Annotated in this window: 13 protein-coding genes; 3 read left to right on the top strand and 10 right to left on the bottom strand. The window is 72.1% G+C overall.

All coding sequences use genetic code 11. The features are described from left to right. The first annotated feature begins 86 nt into the window (after positions 1-86). From GBB76_RS15655 to GBB76_RS15645, 3 genes are read left to right on the top strand one after another with little or no spacing between them, the layout of a single operon-like run. Complete coding sequence (locus GBB76_RS15655; protein ID WP_152304162.1) at positions 87-1,493, top strand: NAD(P)/FAD-dependent oxidoreductase; 1,407 nt, start codon at positions 87-89, stop codon at positions 1,491-1,493. After that, a complete protein-coding gene (locus tag GBB76_RS15650) occupies positions 1,490-2,731 on the top strand; it encodes an NAD(P)/FAD-dependent oxidoreductase (protein ID WP_152304161.1) in 1,242 nt (413 codons plus the stop codon). Before GBB76_RS15655 ends, GBB76_RS15650 begins: the two co-directional genes overlap by 4 nt. After that, positions 2,731-4,125, top strand: coding sequence for an FGGY family carbohydrate kinase (locus GBB76_RS15645; RefSeq protein WP_152304160.1), 1,395 nt, complete (start codon positions 2,731-2,733; stop codon positions 4,123-4,125). Before GBB76_RS15650 ends, GBB76_RS15645 begins: the two co-directional genes overlap by 1 nt. A gap of 85 nt (positions 4,126-4,210) precedes the next feature. Here GBB76_RS15645 and GBB76_RS15640 read toward each other — a convergent pair whose 3' ends face one another. The 10 genes from GBB76_RS15640 to GBB76_RS15595 form a co-directional block, all read right to left on the bottom strand. Then, on the bottom strand, positions 4,211-4,981 hold the full coding sequence (locus GBB76_RS15640) for a LamB/YcsF family protein (protein WP_152304159.1): 771 nt from the start codon (positions 4,979-4,981) through the stop codon (positions 4,211-4,213). Between the two features lie 12 nt (positions 4,982-4,993). Further along, entirely contained in the window at positions 4,994-6,025 is a 1,032-nt protein-coding gene (locus GBB76_RS15635; protein ID WP_152304158.1) for a biotin-dependent carboxyltransferase family protein, read from the bottom strand. After that, positions 6,025-6,780, bottom strand: a complete 756-nt coding sequence (gene pxpB, locus GBB76_RS15630; RefSeq protein WP_246668951.1) for a 5-oxoprolinase subunit PxpB — start codon at positions 6,778-6,780, stop codon at positions 6,025-6,027. The genes GBB76_RS15635 and pxpB overlap by 1 nt, the downstream gene beginning before the upstream one ends. 115 nt (positions 6,781-6,895) lie before the next feature. Beyond that, positions 6,896-7,972, bottom strand: coding sequence for an Ldh family oxidoreductase (locus tag GBB76_RS15625; RefSeq protein ID WP_246668950.1), 1,077 nt, complete (start codon positions 7,970-7,972; stop codon positions 6,896-6,898). Between the two features lie 111 nt (positions 7,973-8,083). Next, positions 8,084-9,754, bottom strand: a complete 1,671-nt coding sequence (gene cydC, locus GBB76_RS15620; RefSeq protein WP_152304156.1) for a thiol reductant ABC exporter subunit CydC — start codon at positions 9,752-9,754, stop codon at positions 8,084-8,086. Next, positions 9,751-11,520, bottom strand: a complete 1,770-nt coding sequence (cydD, locus tag GBB76_RS15615) for a thiol reductant ABC exporter subunit CydD (protein ID WP_152304155.1) — start codon at positions 11,518-11,520, stop codon at positions 9,751-9,753. The genes cydC and cydD overlap by 4 nt, the downstream gene beginning before the upstream one ends. Before the next feature lie 73 nt (positions 11,521-11,593). Beyond that, positions 11,594-11,809 carry a hypothetical protein gene (locus tag GBB76_RS15610; RefSeq protein ID WP_152304154.1) on the bottom strand — a complete coding sequence of 72 codons (216 nt, stop codon included), beginning with the start codon at positions 11,807-11,809 and terminating at the stop codon, positions 11,594-11,596. Positions 11,810-11,821: 12 nt separating this feature from the next. Further along, complete coding sequence (gene cydB / locus GBB76_RS15605; RefSeq protein ID WP_152304153.1) at positions 11,822-12,970, bottom strand: cytochrome d ubiquinol oxidase subunit II; 1,149 nt, start codon at positions 12,968-12,970, stop codon at positions 11,822-11,824. A gap of 1 nt (position 12,971) precedes the next feature. Next, positions 12,972-14,534 carry a cytochrome ubiquinol oxidase subunit I gene (locus GBB76_RS15600; RefSeq protein WP_152304152.1) on the bottom strand — a complete coding sequence of 521 codons (1,563 nt, stop codon included), beginning with the start codon at positions 14,532-14,534 and terminating at the stop codon, positions 12,972-12,974. Positions 14,535-14,957: 423 nt separating this feature from the next. Continuing rightward, complete coding sequence (locus GBB76_RS15595) at positions 14,958-15,443, bottom strand: hypothetical protein (protein ID WP_152304916.1); 486 nt, start codon at positions 15,441-15,443, stop codon at positions 14,958-14,960. Positions 15,444-15,514: the final 71 nt, after the last annotated feature.

Here is a 15,514-nt window from a genome sequence, read left to right as displayed (position 1 = left end):
CGCCATGGCGCGGATGACGCGACGTGCAACGACGTGACGCGACGGGCGCGGCCGGTCGCGTGGTGCCGAACCGGAAGGGAGCGTCCATGCTCCATACCCCCTCCCCCCCTTTCGCCGGGCAGTACGACCTCGCCGTCATCGGCGCGGGCGTGGTCGGCTGCGCGGTCGCGCGCCGCTTCGCGCTGGCCGGCGCGAAGGTGGTGGTGATCGAGAAGGGCGCCGACATCCTCTCCGGGGCGTCCAAGGCCAACAGCGCTATCCTGCACACCGGCTTCGACGCCCCGCCGGGCAGCCTTGAGCTTGAACTGGTGAAGGCCGGGCGCGCGGAATATCTCGCCATTCGCGAAAGCCTCGGCCTGCCGCTGGTGGAGACCGGCGCGCTGGTCTGCGCCTGGAACGCGGCGGAGGCCGACAAGCTCGACGCCATCGCGGCGCAGGGCCGCGCCAACGGCATCGAGGAACTGCGCCTGCTCTCCGGCGCCGAGGCCCGCGCGACCATGCCGGGCCTCGCCGAGCGCCTCGTCGCCGCCATCGAGGTCGCCGGCGAGCACATCATCGACCCGTGGACCGCGCCGCTCGCCTATCTCACCCAGGCGGTGGCGCTCGGCGCCCACCTGCTGCGCGACGCCGAACTCATCGAAGGCCGCTTCGACGGCGACTGGACGCTCACCACCTCCACCGGCACGCTGCGCGCCGCCGCCGTGGTCAACGCCGCCGGGCTCTATGGCGATGTCGTCGACGCGCGGCTCGGCTTCGAGCCCGACTTCGAGATCCGGCCCCGCAAGGGCCAGTTCGTGGTGCTCGACAAGGCCGCCTTCGCCCATCTGCCGCGCATCGTGCTCCCGGTGCCGACCGAGATCACCAAGGGCGTCGTGGTCTGCCCCACCGCCTTCGGCAATGTGCTGATCGGCCCGACCGCCGAGGAGCAGGAGGACCGCACCCGCGCCACCGTCGAGACCGGCGCGCTGGAGGCCCTGCTGGCGCGCGGCGCCGAGATCGTGCCGGCGCTGGCCGGCATCCCGGTGACGGCGGTCTATGCCGGGCTGCGTCCCGCCACCGAGAGCAAGGCCTATCGCGTGATCGCGCGGGCCGACCGGCGGGCCATCACGCTCGGCGGCATCCGCTCCACCGGGCTGTCCGCCGCGCTCGGCCTCGCCGGCCACGCGCTGAGGCTGCATGAGGGCTTCGGCCTGCCGGCGACCGCGCCGGCCACGCCGCCGACCCTTTGCCTGCCCAACCTCACGGAGACGCGCGAGCGCGACTGGCAGCGCCCCGACCATGGCGAAATCGTCTGCCATTGCGAACTGGTGACCCGGCGCGAGATCGAGGCGACCTTCGACAGCCCCGTCCCGCCCGGCGATTTCGGCGGCCTGCGCCGACGCACCCGCGCCGGCATGGGCCGTTGCCAGGGCTTCTACTGCAATGCCCGGCTGGCCGAGATGACCAAGGGCCGGCTCAAGGAACCGCTGGCGGTCGGGGAGCGCGAGGAATGAACGCCCCCTTCGAGAGCACGAGCGCCGATGTTATCGTCGTGGGCGGGGGCCCGGCCGGGGTGGCGGCGGCGATGGAGCTGCGCCGGCGCGGCATCGCCCGCGTGCTGCTGCTCGACCGCGAGCCGGAACTCGGCGGAGCGACCCGCCATTGCGCCCACTCACCCTTCGGCATGCGCGAGTTCAGCCGGGTCTATCTCGGCGCCGCCTATGGCCGCCGGCTGGCGGCGGAAGCGACGCGCGCCGGCGTCGAGCTGCGCACAGGCTATTCCGTGGTGCGGCTGGAGTCCGGCGGCAGGCTGGAGGTCGCCTCCCCGGCCGGGGTCGGCACACTGTCCGCCCGGCGCATCCTGATCGCCACCGGCGCCCGCGAGACGCCGCGCTCGGCCCGGCTGATCCCGGGCGACCGGCCGCTCGGCATCGTGACGACCGGCACGCTGCAATCCTATGTCGCCTTTCACGGGCTGATGCCGTTCCGCCGGCCGCTGATCGTCGGCTCGGAACTGGTGAGCCAGTCGGCCCTGTTCACCTGCCTCACCCATGGCGCCCGCCCGGTGGCGATGATCGAGCCCGGCCCGCACGCCCTCGCCCGCGCGCCCTTCGCCTGGTTCCCGCGCCTCATGGGCGTGCCCTTCCACGTGGGCGCCGACATCACCGACATTCGCGGCGCGGCCCGCGTGGAAGAGGTCACGATCCGGCTGGCCGACGGCAGCCCGCGCACGCTTGCCTGCGACGGCGTGCTGCTCACCGGCCGCTTCACCCCGGAATCCGCCCTGTTCCGCCAGTCGACGCTGGGCGTCGATCCCGGCAGCGCCGGACCCGCCATCGACCAGGACGGGCGCAGCCAGGACCCCCTCGTCTTCGCTGGCGGCAATCTGCTGCGCGCGGTCGAGACCGGCGGCTGGGCATTTCGCGAGGGGCGCGCGGTCGGGCGGGCGCTCGCCGAGGATCTGGCGCGCGGCAGCGAGGCCAACGCCCCGACCCCGGTCGATTTCGAGACGCCTATCAAGCTCGTCGTGCCGAGCCTGCTGCGCGCGGGCGCCAATGCCGCGCCGGCCTTCCCGGACTTCCAGCTCCGCATGGCCCGCGCGGCGAGCGGGCGCCTGTCGCTGGAGATCGACGGCCGCGAGGTCTGGGCGCGGGCAGGCACATGGTGGCCGGAGCGGCGCATCCTTGTGCCCATTCCGCCCGGTGCCACGCGGGCCGGCTCGGTGCGCTTCCGCTTCCGGGAGGGGCAGTGATGCGCGTCGCCGCCATCGACCAGGGCACCACCTCGACACGCTGCCTCGTGGTGGAGAGCGGCGGGGAGGCGCGTGTGGCCGCCAGCTGCACGCACGCGCAGTCCTATCCCGCTCCCGGCCGGGTCGAGCACGACCCGGAGGAACTACTCGCCAACATACGCGCCGTGCTGGCGGCGGCCGGGCCGGTCGACGCCATCGGCCTCGCCAATCAGGGCGAGAGCTGCCTCGCCTGGGACGCGCTGACCGGCGAGGCGCTCTCCCCCGTCATCGTCTGGCAGGATTCGCGCACGGCCATGTCCCTCACCGCGCTCGGACCCGACGCGGCGACGCGCTCGGCGGCGATCTGCGGCCTGCCGCTCGATCCCTATTTCTCTGCCTCCAAGCTCGCCTGGCTGCTGCGCAACATTCCCGCCGTGGCGAGCGCGCAGGCGGCCGGGCGGCTGCGGCTCGGCACCACCGACGCCTTCTTCCTCGACCGTCTCGCCGGCACCTTCGCCACCGACCTCGCCACCGCCTCGCGCACCGGCCTGCTGGACCTTTCGACCGGCGGCTGGAGCGAGGAACTGTGTGCGCTGCACGGCGTGCCGCTCGCCTGCCTGCCGCCCGTCGCTCCGGTCGATGCCGGCTTCGGCGCCATTGGCGGCGTGCCGGTCAAGGCGTCCATCGTCGACCAGCAGGCGGCGCTTTACGGCCATGGCTGCCGCCGGCCGGGCGACGTCAAGATCACCTTCGGCACCGGCGCCTTCCTGCTGGCGGTGACCGGCCAGGGGCGCCCCGCCGGCGCCGGCCTGCTGCCGACCGTGGGCTGGCAGCGCGCCGGCGAGGCGCCGGTCTTCGCGCTCGAAGGCGGGGTCTACGACGCCGGCTCCGCGCTCGAATGGCTGCGCCGCCTCGGCCTGTTCTCCGAGACGGCCGAGCTGGACGGCTTCGAAGGCCCCTCCGCCCTCGCGCGCGGCCTCGTCTTCGTGCCGGCCCTGTCCGGCCTCGCCGCGCCTCATTGGGACCGCACGGCGGCGCCGCTCTTCATCGGCATGGACGCCGCGACGAACCGGCGCGACATGGTGCGTGCGGCGCTGGAAGGCATCGCCCTGCTCACGGTCGGGCTGATCGAGTCGGCGGCGGCGCAGGTCGGCGCCATCGGCGAGATCGCCATCGACGGCGGACTGTCGCAGAGCGCGGGCTTCGCCGGCTTCCTCGCCGCCGCCAGCGGCCGCACCGTGCGGGTGCCGGCGCTGCACGAGATGACCGCGCTGGGCCTCGCCGAGCTGTGCGGCGCCGATGTCGATGCGGCCCGCGCGCAGGCGAGGCGCTTCACGCCGGACGGCTCGGTGACGCCGGCCCAGCGCCAACGCTTCGCGGACGCGCTCGCGCGCAGCCGGGGCTGGCGCAGCTAGAGCATTCCGGTCGCCGGAATGCTCTAGCTGGTTATTTCACGCGTTTTCTTCACGCGAACCGGATGCCACTTCGCTCGAAAACGCTTCAGAGGAATTCCTCCAGCGGCAGCACCGCATAGCCCGCGCCGACCAGCGTCGCGCGCACCGCGTGCGCCATCGCCACAGCCTCCGGCGTGTCGCCATGCACGCACACCGTATCGGCCCGCACCTTGAGGCGGGTGCCGTCGAGCGCCGTCACCTCGCCGGTTTCCAGAATGGCCAGCACCCGCGCCGCCGCCGCCTGCGCGTCGTGCAGCACCGCACCGGGCAGGTTGCGCGGGGCGAGGTTGCCGCTCGCCGCATAGGCGCGGTCGGCAAAGATCTCGCGCGCCAGCCGCAGCCCCGCCTCCTCGCCCGCCCGCTCGCTCGGCAGGCCCGGCATCACCACGAGGATCAGCTCGCGGTCGACCGAGCGCACGGCGCGCGCCACGGTGCGGGCCAGTTCGATATCGTCATTGGCCATGTTGGCGAGCGCGCCATGCACCTTCACATGCTCCAGCCGCACGCCCTGCGCGTGGGCGAGCGCCTGCAGCGCGCCGATCTGATAGACGATCTGCGCCTCGATCTCGGCCGGGCTCTGGCCGAGGATCTGCCGGCGTCCGAACCCCCACAGGTCGAGAAAGCCGGGATGCGCGCCGCAGCCGACACCGCGCGCCTTGGCCTTCGCCAGCGTCGCCGCCATCACCGAAGGGTCGCCGGCGTGGAAGCCGCAGGCGATGTTGGCCGAGGTGACGACCTCCAGCATCCCGGCATCGTCGCCGAGCGTGTAGACGCCAAATCCCTCGCCCATGTCGCTGTTGAGGTCGATGCGCTTCATGCCGGGCTCCGTTCACGCGTCGTCGGGGTCGAGCGCCGAGGTGACGCCGTCGACAAGGTTGTGCGCCAGCAGGCGCTCGCTGGAAAGCTCCGCCGGGCCGGATGGCTCGCCCATCGCCGCCAGCATGGCGAGAAGACATGCCTCCTGCGCGCGCGCCGACGCCTCGGCCTCGTCGGCGCTCACAGCGGCGAAGCGCAGCGCCTCGCCCGGCCGCGCCTGCCCGAGCCGCCACAGGTCCGGCCCGATCACCGTGGCAATCTTGGGGTAGCCGCCCGTCGTCTGGCGGTCGGCCAGCAGCACCACCGGCCGGCCATGGCCGGGCACCTGTATGGAGCCGTTGACGATGCCGTCGGAGACGATGTTGAAGCCGTCCCGATGCGCGAGAACCGGCCCGTCGAGCTGCGCGCCCATACGGTCGGCCTTGTCGGAGACGCGGTACTCCGACGACAGGAACGTCGAAATCGCCTCGTCGGTGAAGTGGTCATCCTGCGGGCCCATGACCACGCGGATCGGCCCGTTTCCAACCGGACGGTGTTCCGGCGCCAGCGCCAGCAGCGGTCCCGCCGGCGCGCCGTTGAGCGGGAGAAGATCACCGGCCCGCAGCGCACGGCCCTCGAAGCCACCGATGGCCGAGCGCGAATGGGTGGAGAGGCTGCCGAGCGTCGGCGCGATCGCGAAGCCGCCGGCCAAGGCGAGGAAGGCGCGCATGCCGGTGCGGGCCGTGCCGATCTCGATGCGGTCGCCGGGCTCCAGAACATGCGCCCGCCACCCCTCGGCCGGCCGGCCATTGATCGCCAGCGCCATGTCGGCGCCCGCCAGCGCGAGGCGCACCGGGCCGCCCTCAATGGTCGCCGACAGGCCGAGCAGGGTCAGCTCGATCCCCGCCATGCCGCGCGGATTACCGACCAGCGCGTTGGCCAGCGCGAGCGCGAGAGGGTCCATCGCCCCCGAGGCCGAGATGCCGAAGCGCTGGTAGCCGAAGCGGCCTTCATCCTGAAGGGTGGAGAACAGGCCGGGCCGCTCGATCAGGAGACGGGCGCCCATCATGCGCCCTCCCGTTCGGCGACGATCTCGCCCGCTTCCGCCGCACGGCACAGCGCCTCGTACTCGCCCCCCGATACGGGTTCGAAGCGGAGCGCGTCGCCGGCAGCGAACAGGAACGGGCGCGCCGTCCGGGCGGGATCGTAGGAGCGCACCGGGGTCTGGCCGAGCAGGTGCCAGCCGCTCGGGATCTCCAGCGGCGGCGCCACCGCCGCCTGCCGGCCGCCAATGGAAATGGAGCGCGGCGGCGTCTTTAACCGAGGATCGCTGCGTCGGCTGGTGTGGATCGCCTCCGGCAGCCCGCCGAGATAGGCGAAGCCCGGCGCGAAGCCGATCATATAGACCCGGTAGGTGGCGCCGGCATGCAGGGCGATCACCTCGTCCGTGCTGAGGCCGTGCCGGCGCGCCACCTCGTCGAGGTCGACGCCATGCGCGCCGCCATAGAGCACCGGCACCCGCCAGACGCCGCACGGGGCGGCCTCTTCCGCGCGAGCCTCGCCCAGTGGCCAGAGCGCCGCGATCTCGTCGCGCAGCCGCGCCTTGCCCAGCACCAGAGGATCGAACATCACGAGGAGCGAGCGATAGGTCGGCACCAGTTCGCGCACGCCGTCGAGGCCGCGCGCCTCCAGTGCGTCGGCCAGCGCGATCACCCGCCGGTTCACGGCCTCGTCGATGGCGTCGCCGAATTCGACGACGAGCCCTGCCTCACCGGCATCGAGCAGGCGCGGGGCCTCGGGTGCATCGGCAGCGTCCGGCACGCGCGATCCTCCCTCATTCGCCCCGGCAGGCGGCACCCGCCCGCCGGGCGCCTTGCCCTCCGACATAGACCACGCGACGCGCGCGCTCGCCACTGCTTCGCCGGCTCAGGCCCGCTCAGGTGGGCGCGCCAAGCGCCTTCAGCTCGGCATAGAGCGTCGCCGGCACCAGCACGCCATGGCGGCCGCGCGCGCGGGCCTTGTAGCGCCGCTCGGCGGGCAGGCGCACGCCGGGCTGCTCGCGCGCGGCGGCGAACAGCGCGTCGCCCTCCGCGAGCCGGGCCGCGAGGCTGTCGGCGCCGAACACCGCTGGGTCGATGGCGATGAACAGCTCGCCGCCGAGCGGGGGCCCGCCATCGCCATTCTCCGCCGCCAGCGCCTGCCGGCTGGTGAGATCGCCGATCAGCGGCCCGGCGATCAGCTCGACCATCATGGAGAGCGCCGAGCCCTTGTGCCCGCCGAAGGGCAGCAGCGCGCCGGCGAGCGCGCGCGCCGGATCCGTGGTCGGCTCGCCCTCCGGCCCCATCGCCCAGCCCTCCGGGATGCTCGCGCCGGCGCGGCGCTTCAGCTCGATCTCGCCGCGCGCGGCGGCGCTGGTGGCGAAGTCGAAGATGAAGGGGCTCCCCTGCGGCCCCGGCCAGCCGAAGGCCATCGGGTTGGTGCCGAGCAGCGGCTTCGTGCCGCCGGCCGGAGCCACGCAGCACTGGCCGACGGTGAAACACCAGGCCGCCAGCCCGGCGTCCACAGCCGGCTCGATATCGGCCCACAGCGCCGAGAAATGGTAGCAGTCATGGATGGCGAGCGCGGCGATGCCATAGGTGCGCGCCGCCTCGATCAGCGCCGGTACGCCGGTTTCGATGGCGAGCGGGGCGAAGCCGCGCCGGGCGTCGACGCGCAGCACGGCGGGCGTGGCGCGCGTGAGCACCGGCAGCGCCTCCCGCGCAGCCTTGCCGCTGCGCACCGAGGCGACATAGCCGATCAGCCGGTAAAGCCCGTGCGAGTGGCACTCGTCGGCCTCGGCGCGGGCGATCGAGCGGGCGATGGCCTCGGCATGCGGCGCGGCGAGGCCGGCACCGACCAGCGTGTCGCGGGTGAGCGCGTGCACCTCGGCGAGCGACAGGCGCACCATGCCGGGCGGGGTGGCCGTATCGGGCGTGGCGGGCGCGGCAATCTCGGAGACACGAGACTCAGACATGGAGAGTTCCTGCGCAGAGGGAGGCAGAGGCGCGCCGGGCGGAGGCGCGGGGGACCCGACGCTCCCCTATAGGCCCTTACGCGGCTTCGTGAAATCGTTCCGACGCTACGCTCACCCGACGACGCGGCCGGCCTCGATGCGCACCACCGTCTCCATCAGCGCCGCCATCGCCGGGTCGTGGGTGATGAGGATCACGGTGCGGCCGGCGGTGGCGGCGAGAACCGCCTCCATGACCGCGCGGGCGGTGGCGGGATCGAGGTTCTCGGTCGGCTCGTCGAGAATCAGCAGGGCGGGAGCGCGCAGCAGGGTGCGGGCCAGCACGAGCCGGCGCGCCTGGCCGGCCGAGAGCCGCGCGCCGCCCTCGCCGATCCAGCTGTCGAGACCGCCGGGCAGGTCGCGCACGAAGGCGTCGAGCTGCGCCGTGGCGAGCGCGCCGTGCATCGCCGCGTCGTCGGCCTGCGGCGCCGCCATCAGCAGGTTGTCGCGGATCGAGCCGTTGAAGAGCTGGGTATCCTGCGCGGCGACGCCGACGAGGCGGCGCAGATCCTCGGGCCGGTAGCGGCGCAGGACGTTCCCGCCGAACCGTATCTCGCCCTCATAGTCGCGAAAGCGCAGCAGCAGGCGGGCGATGGAGCTCTTGCCGGCGCCGCTGGGGCCGAGGAGGGCGAGGCGCCCGCCATCCGGCACGGCGAGGTCGAGCCCGTCGAGCGCGGGCGGTGCCCCCTCGGCATAGCGCAGCCGGACGCCGGACAGGACGAGGCCGGCATCCCGTGGCTCGGGCGAGGGATCGGGGCCGGCGACGATGGCCGGCTCCGTATCGGCGAGCGTGAAGATGCGGCGCGCCGCCGCCATCACCTCGCCCCAGCGCTGCATCGCCCCGGGCAGCGGCGCCACGATCTCGAAGCTTGCCAGCGCCGCCAGCGCCAGTGCCGGCACCATGGCGGGAGCGAGCTGGCCGGCGGCGACGCTGGCGGCCGAGAGAAGGACGGCCGCGCACAGGGCGAGGCCGGCGCAGAAGGCGACCGCGGCGTCGGCCAGCGCCCCAAAGGTCGCCGCGTCGCGCTGCGCCTCGACCATTTCCCCGCCGAGCGCGTCGATGGTCGCAAGCTGGCGCCCGACGGCGCCGCCGGCGCGCAGGTCTGTCGCCCCCTGCAGCGCGTCGACGACCGCCACCCGCAGTTCCGCCCGCAGCCGCACCGTCGCCTCCCCCGGCGCCCGCGCCGCGCGGCGGGCGAGAAGCGGCACGACGAGGCCGGCGCAGAGCAGCAGCAGTGCCACGGCGAGCGCGGTCGGCGGATGCAGCAGCGCCAGCAGCGCCACGACGGCGGCGCCGCAGACGAGCGCCACCGCCAGCGGGGCGCCGAGGCGCAGATAGGCATGCTGGAGCGTCTCGACGTCGGTCTGAAGGCCGGAGGCGAGATCGGCCCCGCGGCGATCCTCGAGCTGGCCCGGGGCCAGCGGCTCGAGCCTCCGGAACAGCCACAGCCGCAGTCCGGCGAGAATGCGGAAGGTCGCCTCATGGCTCACCAGCCGCTCGACATAGCGTCCGCCGGTGCGCAGGATCGCGAACAGGCGGATCGCCGCCGCCGGCAGGAAGTAGTTCATCATGCCGGTGGTCACGCCGGCGAGCGCCATCGAGGCGATGAACCAGCCGGCCACCGTCATCAGCCCGATGCTCGCCAGCACGGTCACGCAGGCGGTCGCGCCGGCGGCGAGCGTCCAGCACCGATAGGGCCGGGCGAGGCCGAGAAGCCGACGCAGCACCCGCAGATCGCCGCTCATGACCGCACCCCCGCCGCGCGCAGCAGCGCGGCGAAGCGGTGCCCGTCCGCCTCGAAGGCGGCGCGCGGGCCCTGCTCGACGATGCGCCCGCCCTCCATGACGACGATGCGGTCGGCGCGGCGCACGGTGGCAAGCCGATGGGCGATGACCAGCGTGGTACGCCCCTGCGAGAGCTGCCCGATCGCCCCGGCGATCACGGCTTCGGTCTCCCGGTCGAGGCCGGCCGTGCCCTCGTCCATCAGCAGGATGCGGGCCTCCTCCTTGAGGAAGGCCCGCGCCAGAGCGAGCCGCTGCACCTGCCCGCCGGACAGCGTGTGCCCATGTTCGCCCAGCGGGGTGTCGTAGCCCTGCGGCAGCGCCTCGATGAAGCCGTCGGCGCGGGCAAGGCGCGCGGCCGCGCGCACCCGCTCGATGTCGACCGCGCCGTCATTGAGCCGGATATTGTCCAGCACGCTGCCGGCAAACATGTGCGGGCGCTGCGGCACCAGCGCGAGCTGGCGCATCCAGTGGTCGGGTTCGATGCCGGAGAGATCGTGGCCGTCCACCGTCACGCGGCCGGCTTGCGGCGGCACGAAGCCGAGCAGCACGGACAGCAGCGTGCTCTTGCCGGCGCCGCTGGCGCCGACCAGCGCGGTAATCTCGCCCGGCTCCAGCCGCAGCGACACCGCGCGCAGCGCGGGGCGGTCCGGCTCCCAGGCGAAATCCACCTCCTCGCAGGCGAGGACGATGCCCGGCGCGAAGACCGGCCTTGCCGTCCCGGCCGGGGGAACCTCCTCGGCGAGCAGGGCCATGATCCGCTCGGCGGCGGCGAGCGCCTCCATCCGCGCGTGGTAGTCGGCGCCGAGCTGGCGCAGCGGCGCGTAGAATTCCGGCGCCAGCAGCAGCACGAAGAAGGCCGCCTCGAAGCCGAGTTCGGCGTCGAGCAGGCGGAAACCGATCAGCACCGCCACCACGGCAATGCCGACGGTGGCGAAGAATTCGAGCGCCAGCGAGGACAGGAAGGCCACGCGCAGCACGTACATGGTGCCGGCGCGGTACTGCTCGGCCGCCTCCGCCAGCAGCCGCGCCTCGCGGGCGCCGGCGTTGAGCGCCTTGAGGGTGGTGAGCCGCTGCAACCCGTCCAGCAGCCGGGCGGAGAGGCGGGTAAGGCGCTGCCACTGCCGGCGGTTCAGCCGCTCGGCGCCCTCGCCGAGCAGGATCATGAACAGCGGGATCACCGGCGCCGTCACCAGCAGGACGAGGCCCGAGATCCAGTCGCGCGGCAGCACGGCGGCGAGGATGACCAGCGGCAGGGTGGCGAGGATGCCCATATGGGCGAGGTAGCGGCTGACATAGGGTTCGAGCGCGTCGACGCCCTCGATCACGACGGTGGCGACGTCGCCGGAGGCGCGTCCGGCCAGCCGGGCCGGCCCGAGCGCCGCGAGATGGCGCAGAAGCCCGGCGCGCACCTGCGCCTTCACCTCGCCGGCCGCCTTCAGCGCCATCCGGTCCGAGGCATGCACGAGCGCGAAGCGCAGGGCGAGCAGCAGCGGAACCGGCAGCAGCCAGGGCAGCACGCCCGACAGGGGCGCGCCCTGCATCACCACGGGCGCGACGGCCGCCGCCAGCAGCCATGCCTGCGGAACGACGAGCGCGGCGGCGAGCGCGGCGAGCGCGGAGGCATGGCGGACGGCCTTGCCGGTGGCGGCGCTCGTGCGCGCGCGCAGCCAGCGTTCCACCGGCGCACCGGGACGCGCCGGCGCCTCGTCGCCGCGCATGTCCGTCATGACGGGCACCCGTCATGACGCGGCACAGCCGGCGTCGGAAGGCCATTGGCAGGTCGCGGGCGGACGCTCACGCTCAGGCGTGCGTGCCGGGCTCGCGGTCGGGCGCGACCGCCGCCGATTCCGCGTCGTCCTGCGTCTCGAACAGGACGCCGGCCGCCGAGGCGACCAGCACCATGAAACCGGTGCCGAGGAACCAGGACAGGTACCAGGGGCCGTAGTCGCCGAGAATGATACCGATGACGACGGCGAGGACGGCGACGGCCATCGCGATGACGAACTTCACGAACATGGCACCAATCCCTCAGAGCGCGTGGTCCGACGCCTCGACATGAGCCGGCTCGACCTTGCCGCGCATCACCCAGAAGGCCCAGCTTGTGTACCAGATGATCAGCGGCATGAAGATCAGCGTGAAGCCGGCCATCCAGCTCAGCGTCCTCAGGCTCGACCCCGAATTCCACACGGTGAGGCTGTGCGAGGGATCCGTGCTGGAAGGCATCATGAAGGGGAACATCGCCGCGCCGACGGTGCCCATCACCCCGATCCAGGCGATGACGCCCAGCCACCAGGCGAGCGCCGGCCGCCGCAGCGCCACCGCGAAGACGCCGAGCAGGAGGCCGGCATAGACCAGCGCCGGGAACACGAGCAGGCGCGGCTCGGCGCCGTAATTGGCCAGCAGTCCGCCGGCGACGGTCTCGACCTGCTGGTGCAGCGGGGTCTGCGCGGCACCCGCCTCCGGCCCCGAGACGATGCGGAAGAAGTCGAGCCGGGAGACCCAGTAGCCGCCGAGGGTGAACAGGACGATGGTGCCCAGGCCACCGGCGGTCGCCACCTGGCGCGCGCGCCCGGCGACCGGCTCGCCGGCGGCGCCGGCCAGCCGCGTGCCGCCCATGTAGAGCGCGAGCGCCACCGAGGTGAGCCCGCACAGGATCGCGAACGGGTTGAACAGCTCGATGAAGCTGCCGGTGTAATAGGAGGTGAGCCGCCAGTCGAAGTGGAACGGCACGCCCTGCAGCACGTTGCCGACCGCCGCGCCGAACACCAGCATCGGCACGAAGCCGCTGACGAACAGGGTGGCGTCCCAGATGTCGCGCCAGTGCTGCGAGGGCATCTTGCTGCGGTACTCGAAGCCGAGCGGGCGCACGATCATGCTCCAGAGCAGCACGAGCATGACGATGTAGAAGCCGGAGAAGGCGGTGGCATAGACCAGCGGCCAGGCAGCGAAGATGGCGCCGCCGCCGAGAATGAACCACACCTGGTTGCCGTCCCAGTGCGGGCCGATGACGTTGATCGCCACCCGGCGCTCGGCATCGGTGCGGCCGACATAGCGCAGCATGGTGCCGACGCCCATGTCCATGCCGACCATGACGCCGATGCCGGTCAGCAGCACGCCGAGCAGAACCCACCACACAACCTTGAGGACGGCATAGGGATCGAGGGCCAGGAGTTCCATCTCAGTAGGCCCCCGCCAGCTTGGCCGCGCCCGAGGTCCCGTGCTCTTCGGGTCCCTTGCGGATGAAATGGACCATCAGGAACATCTCGACGACCGCGAAGATCGTGTAGAGCAGGACGAAGCCGCTGATGGAGAAGATCATGTAGGCGGTGCTGTGGGTCGAGGCGGAAAGCCAGGTGGGCAGCATCTCGTAGACGCTCCATGGCTGTCGCCCGACCTCCGCCACCAGCCACCCGGCCTCGCAGGCGAGGAAGGGCACCGCGATCATCGCCACGGCGCCACGCAGGAACCACGGGCTGCGCTCGACCTGGTTGGTCAGGCTCATCAGTGCCGCGAGAACCATGTAGGCCAGCATCAGCAGGCCGAACCCGACCATGGCGCGGAACGCCCAGAACACGATCCACACCTCGGGGATGGTGTCGCGGGCGGCGCGGGCAATGTCGGCGTCGGTCACGGTGGAAAGGTCGCCATTCTGGGCGTAGCGCTGCACCAGGAAGCCGTAGCCGACATCCTTGCTGTGCGCGTCGAACTGGGCCAGCGCCGCCGCGTCCTTCGGGTTGGCGCTCAGCTTCTCCATCGCCTGCACCGCCGGAATGCCGTTGCGTATGCGGTCCTTCGCCTGTGCCTCCAGCTGGTCGATGGCCGGCACGGTGCCGGAGAGCGAATGGGTGACGAGCAGGGAGAGCACCCAGGGCACCTGTATGGCGAAGTCGTTGCGCTGCTCTTCCTGATTGGGGAAGGCGATGGCGTTGAAGGGCATCGGCGCCGGCTCGGCCTCCCACAGCGCCTCCATGGCGGCGAGCTTGGTGGGCTGCACATGGGCGCCGACATAGCCGAGCGCGTCGCCGAGGGTGATCACGCCGGCGCTGCCGAGCATGCCGAACACCGCCGCCACGCGGAAGGAGCGGCGGGCGAATTCGAGATGACGGCCGCGCAGCATGTACCAGGCGCTGACGCCGCACACGAAGATCGCCGCCGTCACATAGCCGGCGAGCACGGTGTGCACGAACTTCGCCTGGGCGTCGGGGTTGAAGAACAGCGCCCCGAAGCTGTCGAGTTCCATCCGCATCGTCACCGGATTGAACACCGCGCCCTGCGGGTGCTGCATGAAGCTGTTCGCCACCAGGATCCACAGCGCCGAGAAGTTCGAGCCGAGCGCCACCAGATAGGTGACGAACAGGTGCTGCGCCTTCGACAGGCGGTCCCAGCCGAAGACCATCAGGCCGATGAACGTCGATTCCATGAAGAAGGCCATCAGGCCCTCGATCGCCAGCGGGGCGCCGAAGGTGTCGCCGACGAAGCTGGAGTAGAACGACCAGTTGGTGCCGAACTGGAACTCCATGGTCAGGCCGGTGGCGACGCCGAGCGCGAAGTTGATCAGCAGAAGCTTGGTCCAGAACTGCGTCGCCTGCTTGTAGATCTCGCGTCCGGTGGTGACGTAGACGGTTTCCATCACCGCCAGCAGCACGGTGAGGCCAAGCGTCAGCGGCACGAAAAGGAAGTGGTAGAGGGCTGTCGCCGCGAACTGCAGGCGCGACAGATCCACGACGAGATCGTTAACCATGATGCTTCCCCGCCCGGCGTAGAGAGGCGGCCTGGCAAACCGGGGCGAGAGGCTAAAGAGCCCTCCCGTCGGCGGGTCACGCCGCAAGCAGACGCCATGAAACTACCGGCGAGGATGGGTAATTATTACCTCTGCGTCAACACGCTAAAACCGCTCTAAAGAGCTGAAACCACCTGCAAAACGCGCATATTCCGGAAACCGGGCGCGGGCGCCGGGGTGGTATTATGCCGACCTTTTAGTCGGCGACATAACGCTTTGCGGGCGAAGATGACGGCGACAAGACGCCGGCCGCCACGGCCCTCGGACGGGAGGGTTAGTCATTTTGTCCAATGCCCGCCCAAGGGTCCGGCACGCGGGCGCGGACGGGGGCCGGAAGCGGGTAGGCAAGCGGCAGGCGGAGACCGGGCTCCGCCTGCCCGCCGCTCATTTCAGCGCGCTGTCGACGGCGCCGCGGACGAACGCCTCCTGCGAAATGCCGGCCGCCTTCGCCTTGGCATTGATGGCGTCGACGATGGTCGGCGGGAAGCCGACGTCGAGGATGATCTCGTCGGCCCCTTCCAGCGAGTAGACCACCCGGGTGATGCGGGCGGCGAAGCGGTTCACCAGCGACGCCTTCCTGGCGTCGCTGAGCTGCTCCTGCGCGGCCACGGCCGGGCAATAGGCGCCGATGAGGGTGTCGATGATCAGAACCGGGCCGACGCCCTTCGCCTTCAGCGCGGTGACGGCGGCGTTCAGCTTCTCCACATTGTCGAAGGCATCACCGCTGGGCAGCAGCGCCTTGATCTCGCCGGCCTCCTTGGCTTCGAGCGGCTTGGCCGGGCACGCGAAGGCGCCGGCGGCCAGGGACGGCTGCACCATGCCGATTGCCAGGATCAGGGCTGCCGCCGGAATTACGCGAGCAAGGGTCATGCGAGGCTTCTCCATTCGCCGGGTGAGCGTGAAATGCGGGGGCGCTCCCTCGCGCCCACGCCGATGCTTAC

This window comes from Ancylobacter sp. TS-1, assembly GCF_009223885.1.
Taxonomy (GTDB): Bacteria; Pseudomonadota; Alphaproteobacteria; order Rhizobiales; family Xanthobacteraceae; genus Ancylobacter.
The sequence above is the reverse complement of the archived record's forward strand: the minus strand, read 5'-3'. Positions and strand labels throughout refer to the sequence as shown.

Excerpts from the sequence above, each read along its gene's own strand:
- cydB (WP_152304153.1), bottom strand. The coding sequence starts at position 12,970 with ATGGAACTCCTGGCCCTCGATCCCTATGCCGTCCTCAAGGTTGTGTGG.
- GBB76_RS15640 (WP_152304159.1), bottom strand. The coding sequence starts at position 4,981 with ATGAAGCGCATCGACCTCAACAGCGACATGGGCGAGGGATTTGGCGTC.
- GBB76_RS15645 (WP_152304160.1), top strand. The coding sequence starts at position 2,731 with ATGCGCGTCGCCGCCATCGACCAGGGCACCACCTCGACACGCTGCCTC.
- GBB76_RS15650 (WP_152304161.1), top strand. The coding sequence starts at position 1,490 with ATGAACGCCCCCTTCGAGAGCACGAGCGCCGATGTTATCGTCGTGGGC.
- GBB76_RS15635 (WP_152304158.1), bottom strand. The coding sequence starts at position 6,025 with ATGGGCGCCCGTCTCCTGATCGAGCGGCCCGGCCTGTTCTCCACCCTT.
- cydC (WP_152304156.1), bottom strand. The coding sequence starts at position 9,754 with ATGAGCGGCGATCTGCGGGTGCTGCGTCGGCTTCTCGGCCTCGCCCGG.
- GBB76_RS15600 (WP_152304152.1), bottom strand. The coding sequence starts at position 14,534 with ATGGTTAACGATCTCGTCGTGGATCTGTCGCGCCTGCAGTTCGCGGCG.
- GBB76_RS15625 (WP_246668950.1), bottom strand. The coding sequence starts at position 7,972 with ATGTCTGAGTCTCGTGTCTCCGAGATTGCCGCGCCCGCCACGCCCGAT.
- GBB76_RS15655 (WP_152304162.1), top strand. The coding sequence starts at position 87 with ATGCTCCATACCCCCTCCCCCCCTTTCGCCGGGCAGTACGACCTCGCC.
- cydD (WP_152304155.1), bottom strand. The coding sequence starts at position 11,520 with ATGACGGACATGCGCGGCGACGAGGCGCCGGCGCGTCCCGGTGCGCCG.
- GBB76_RS15595 (WP_152304916.1), bottom strand. The coding sequence starts at position 15,443 with ATGACCCTTGCTCGCGTAATTCCGGCGGCAGCCCTGATCCTGGCAATC.
- GBB76_RS15610 (WP_152304154.1), bottom strand. The coding sequence starts at position 11,809 with ATGTTCGTGAAGTTCGTCATCGCGATGGCCGTCGCCGTCCTCGCCGTC.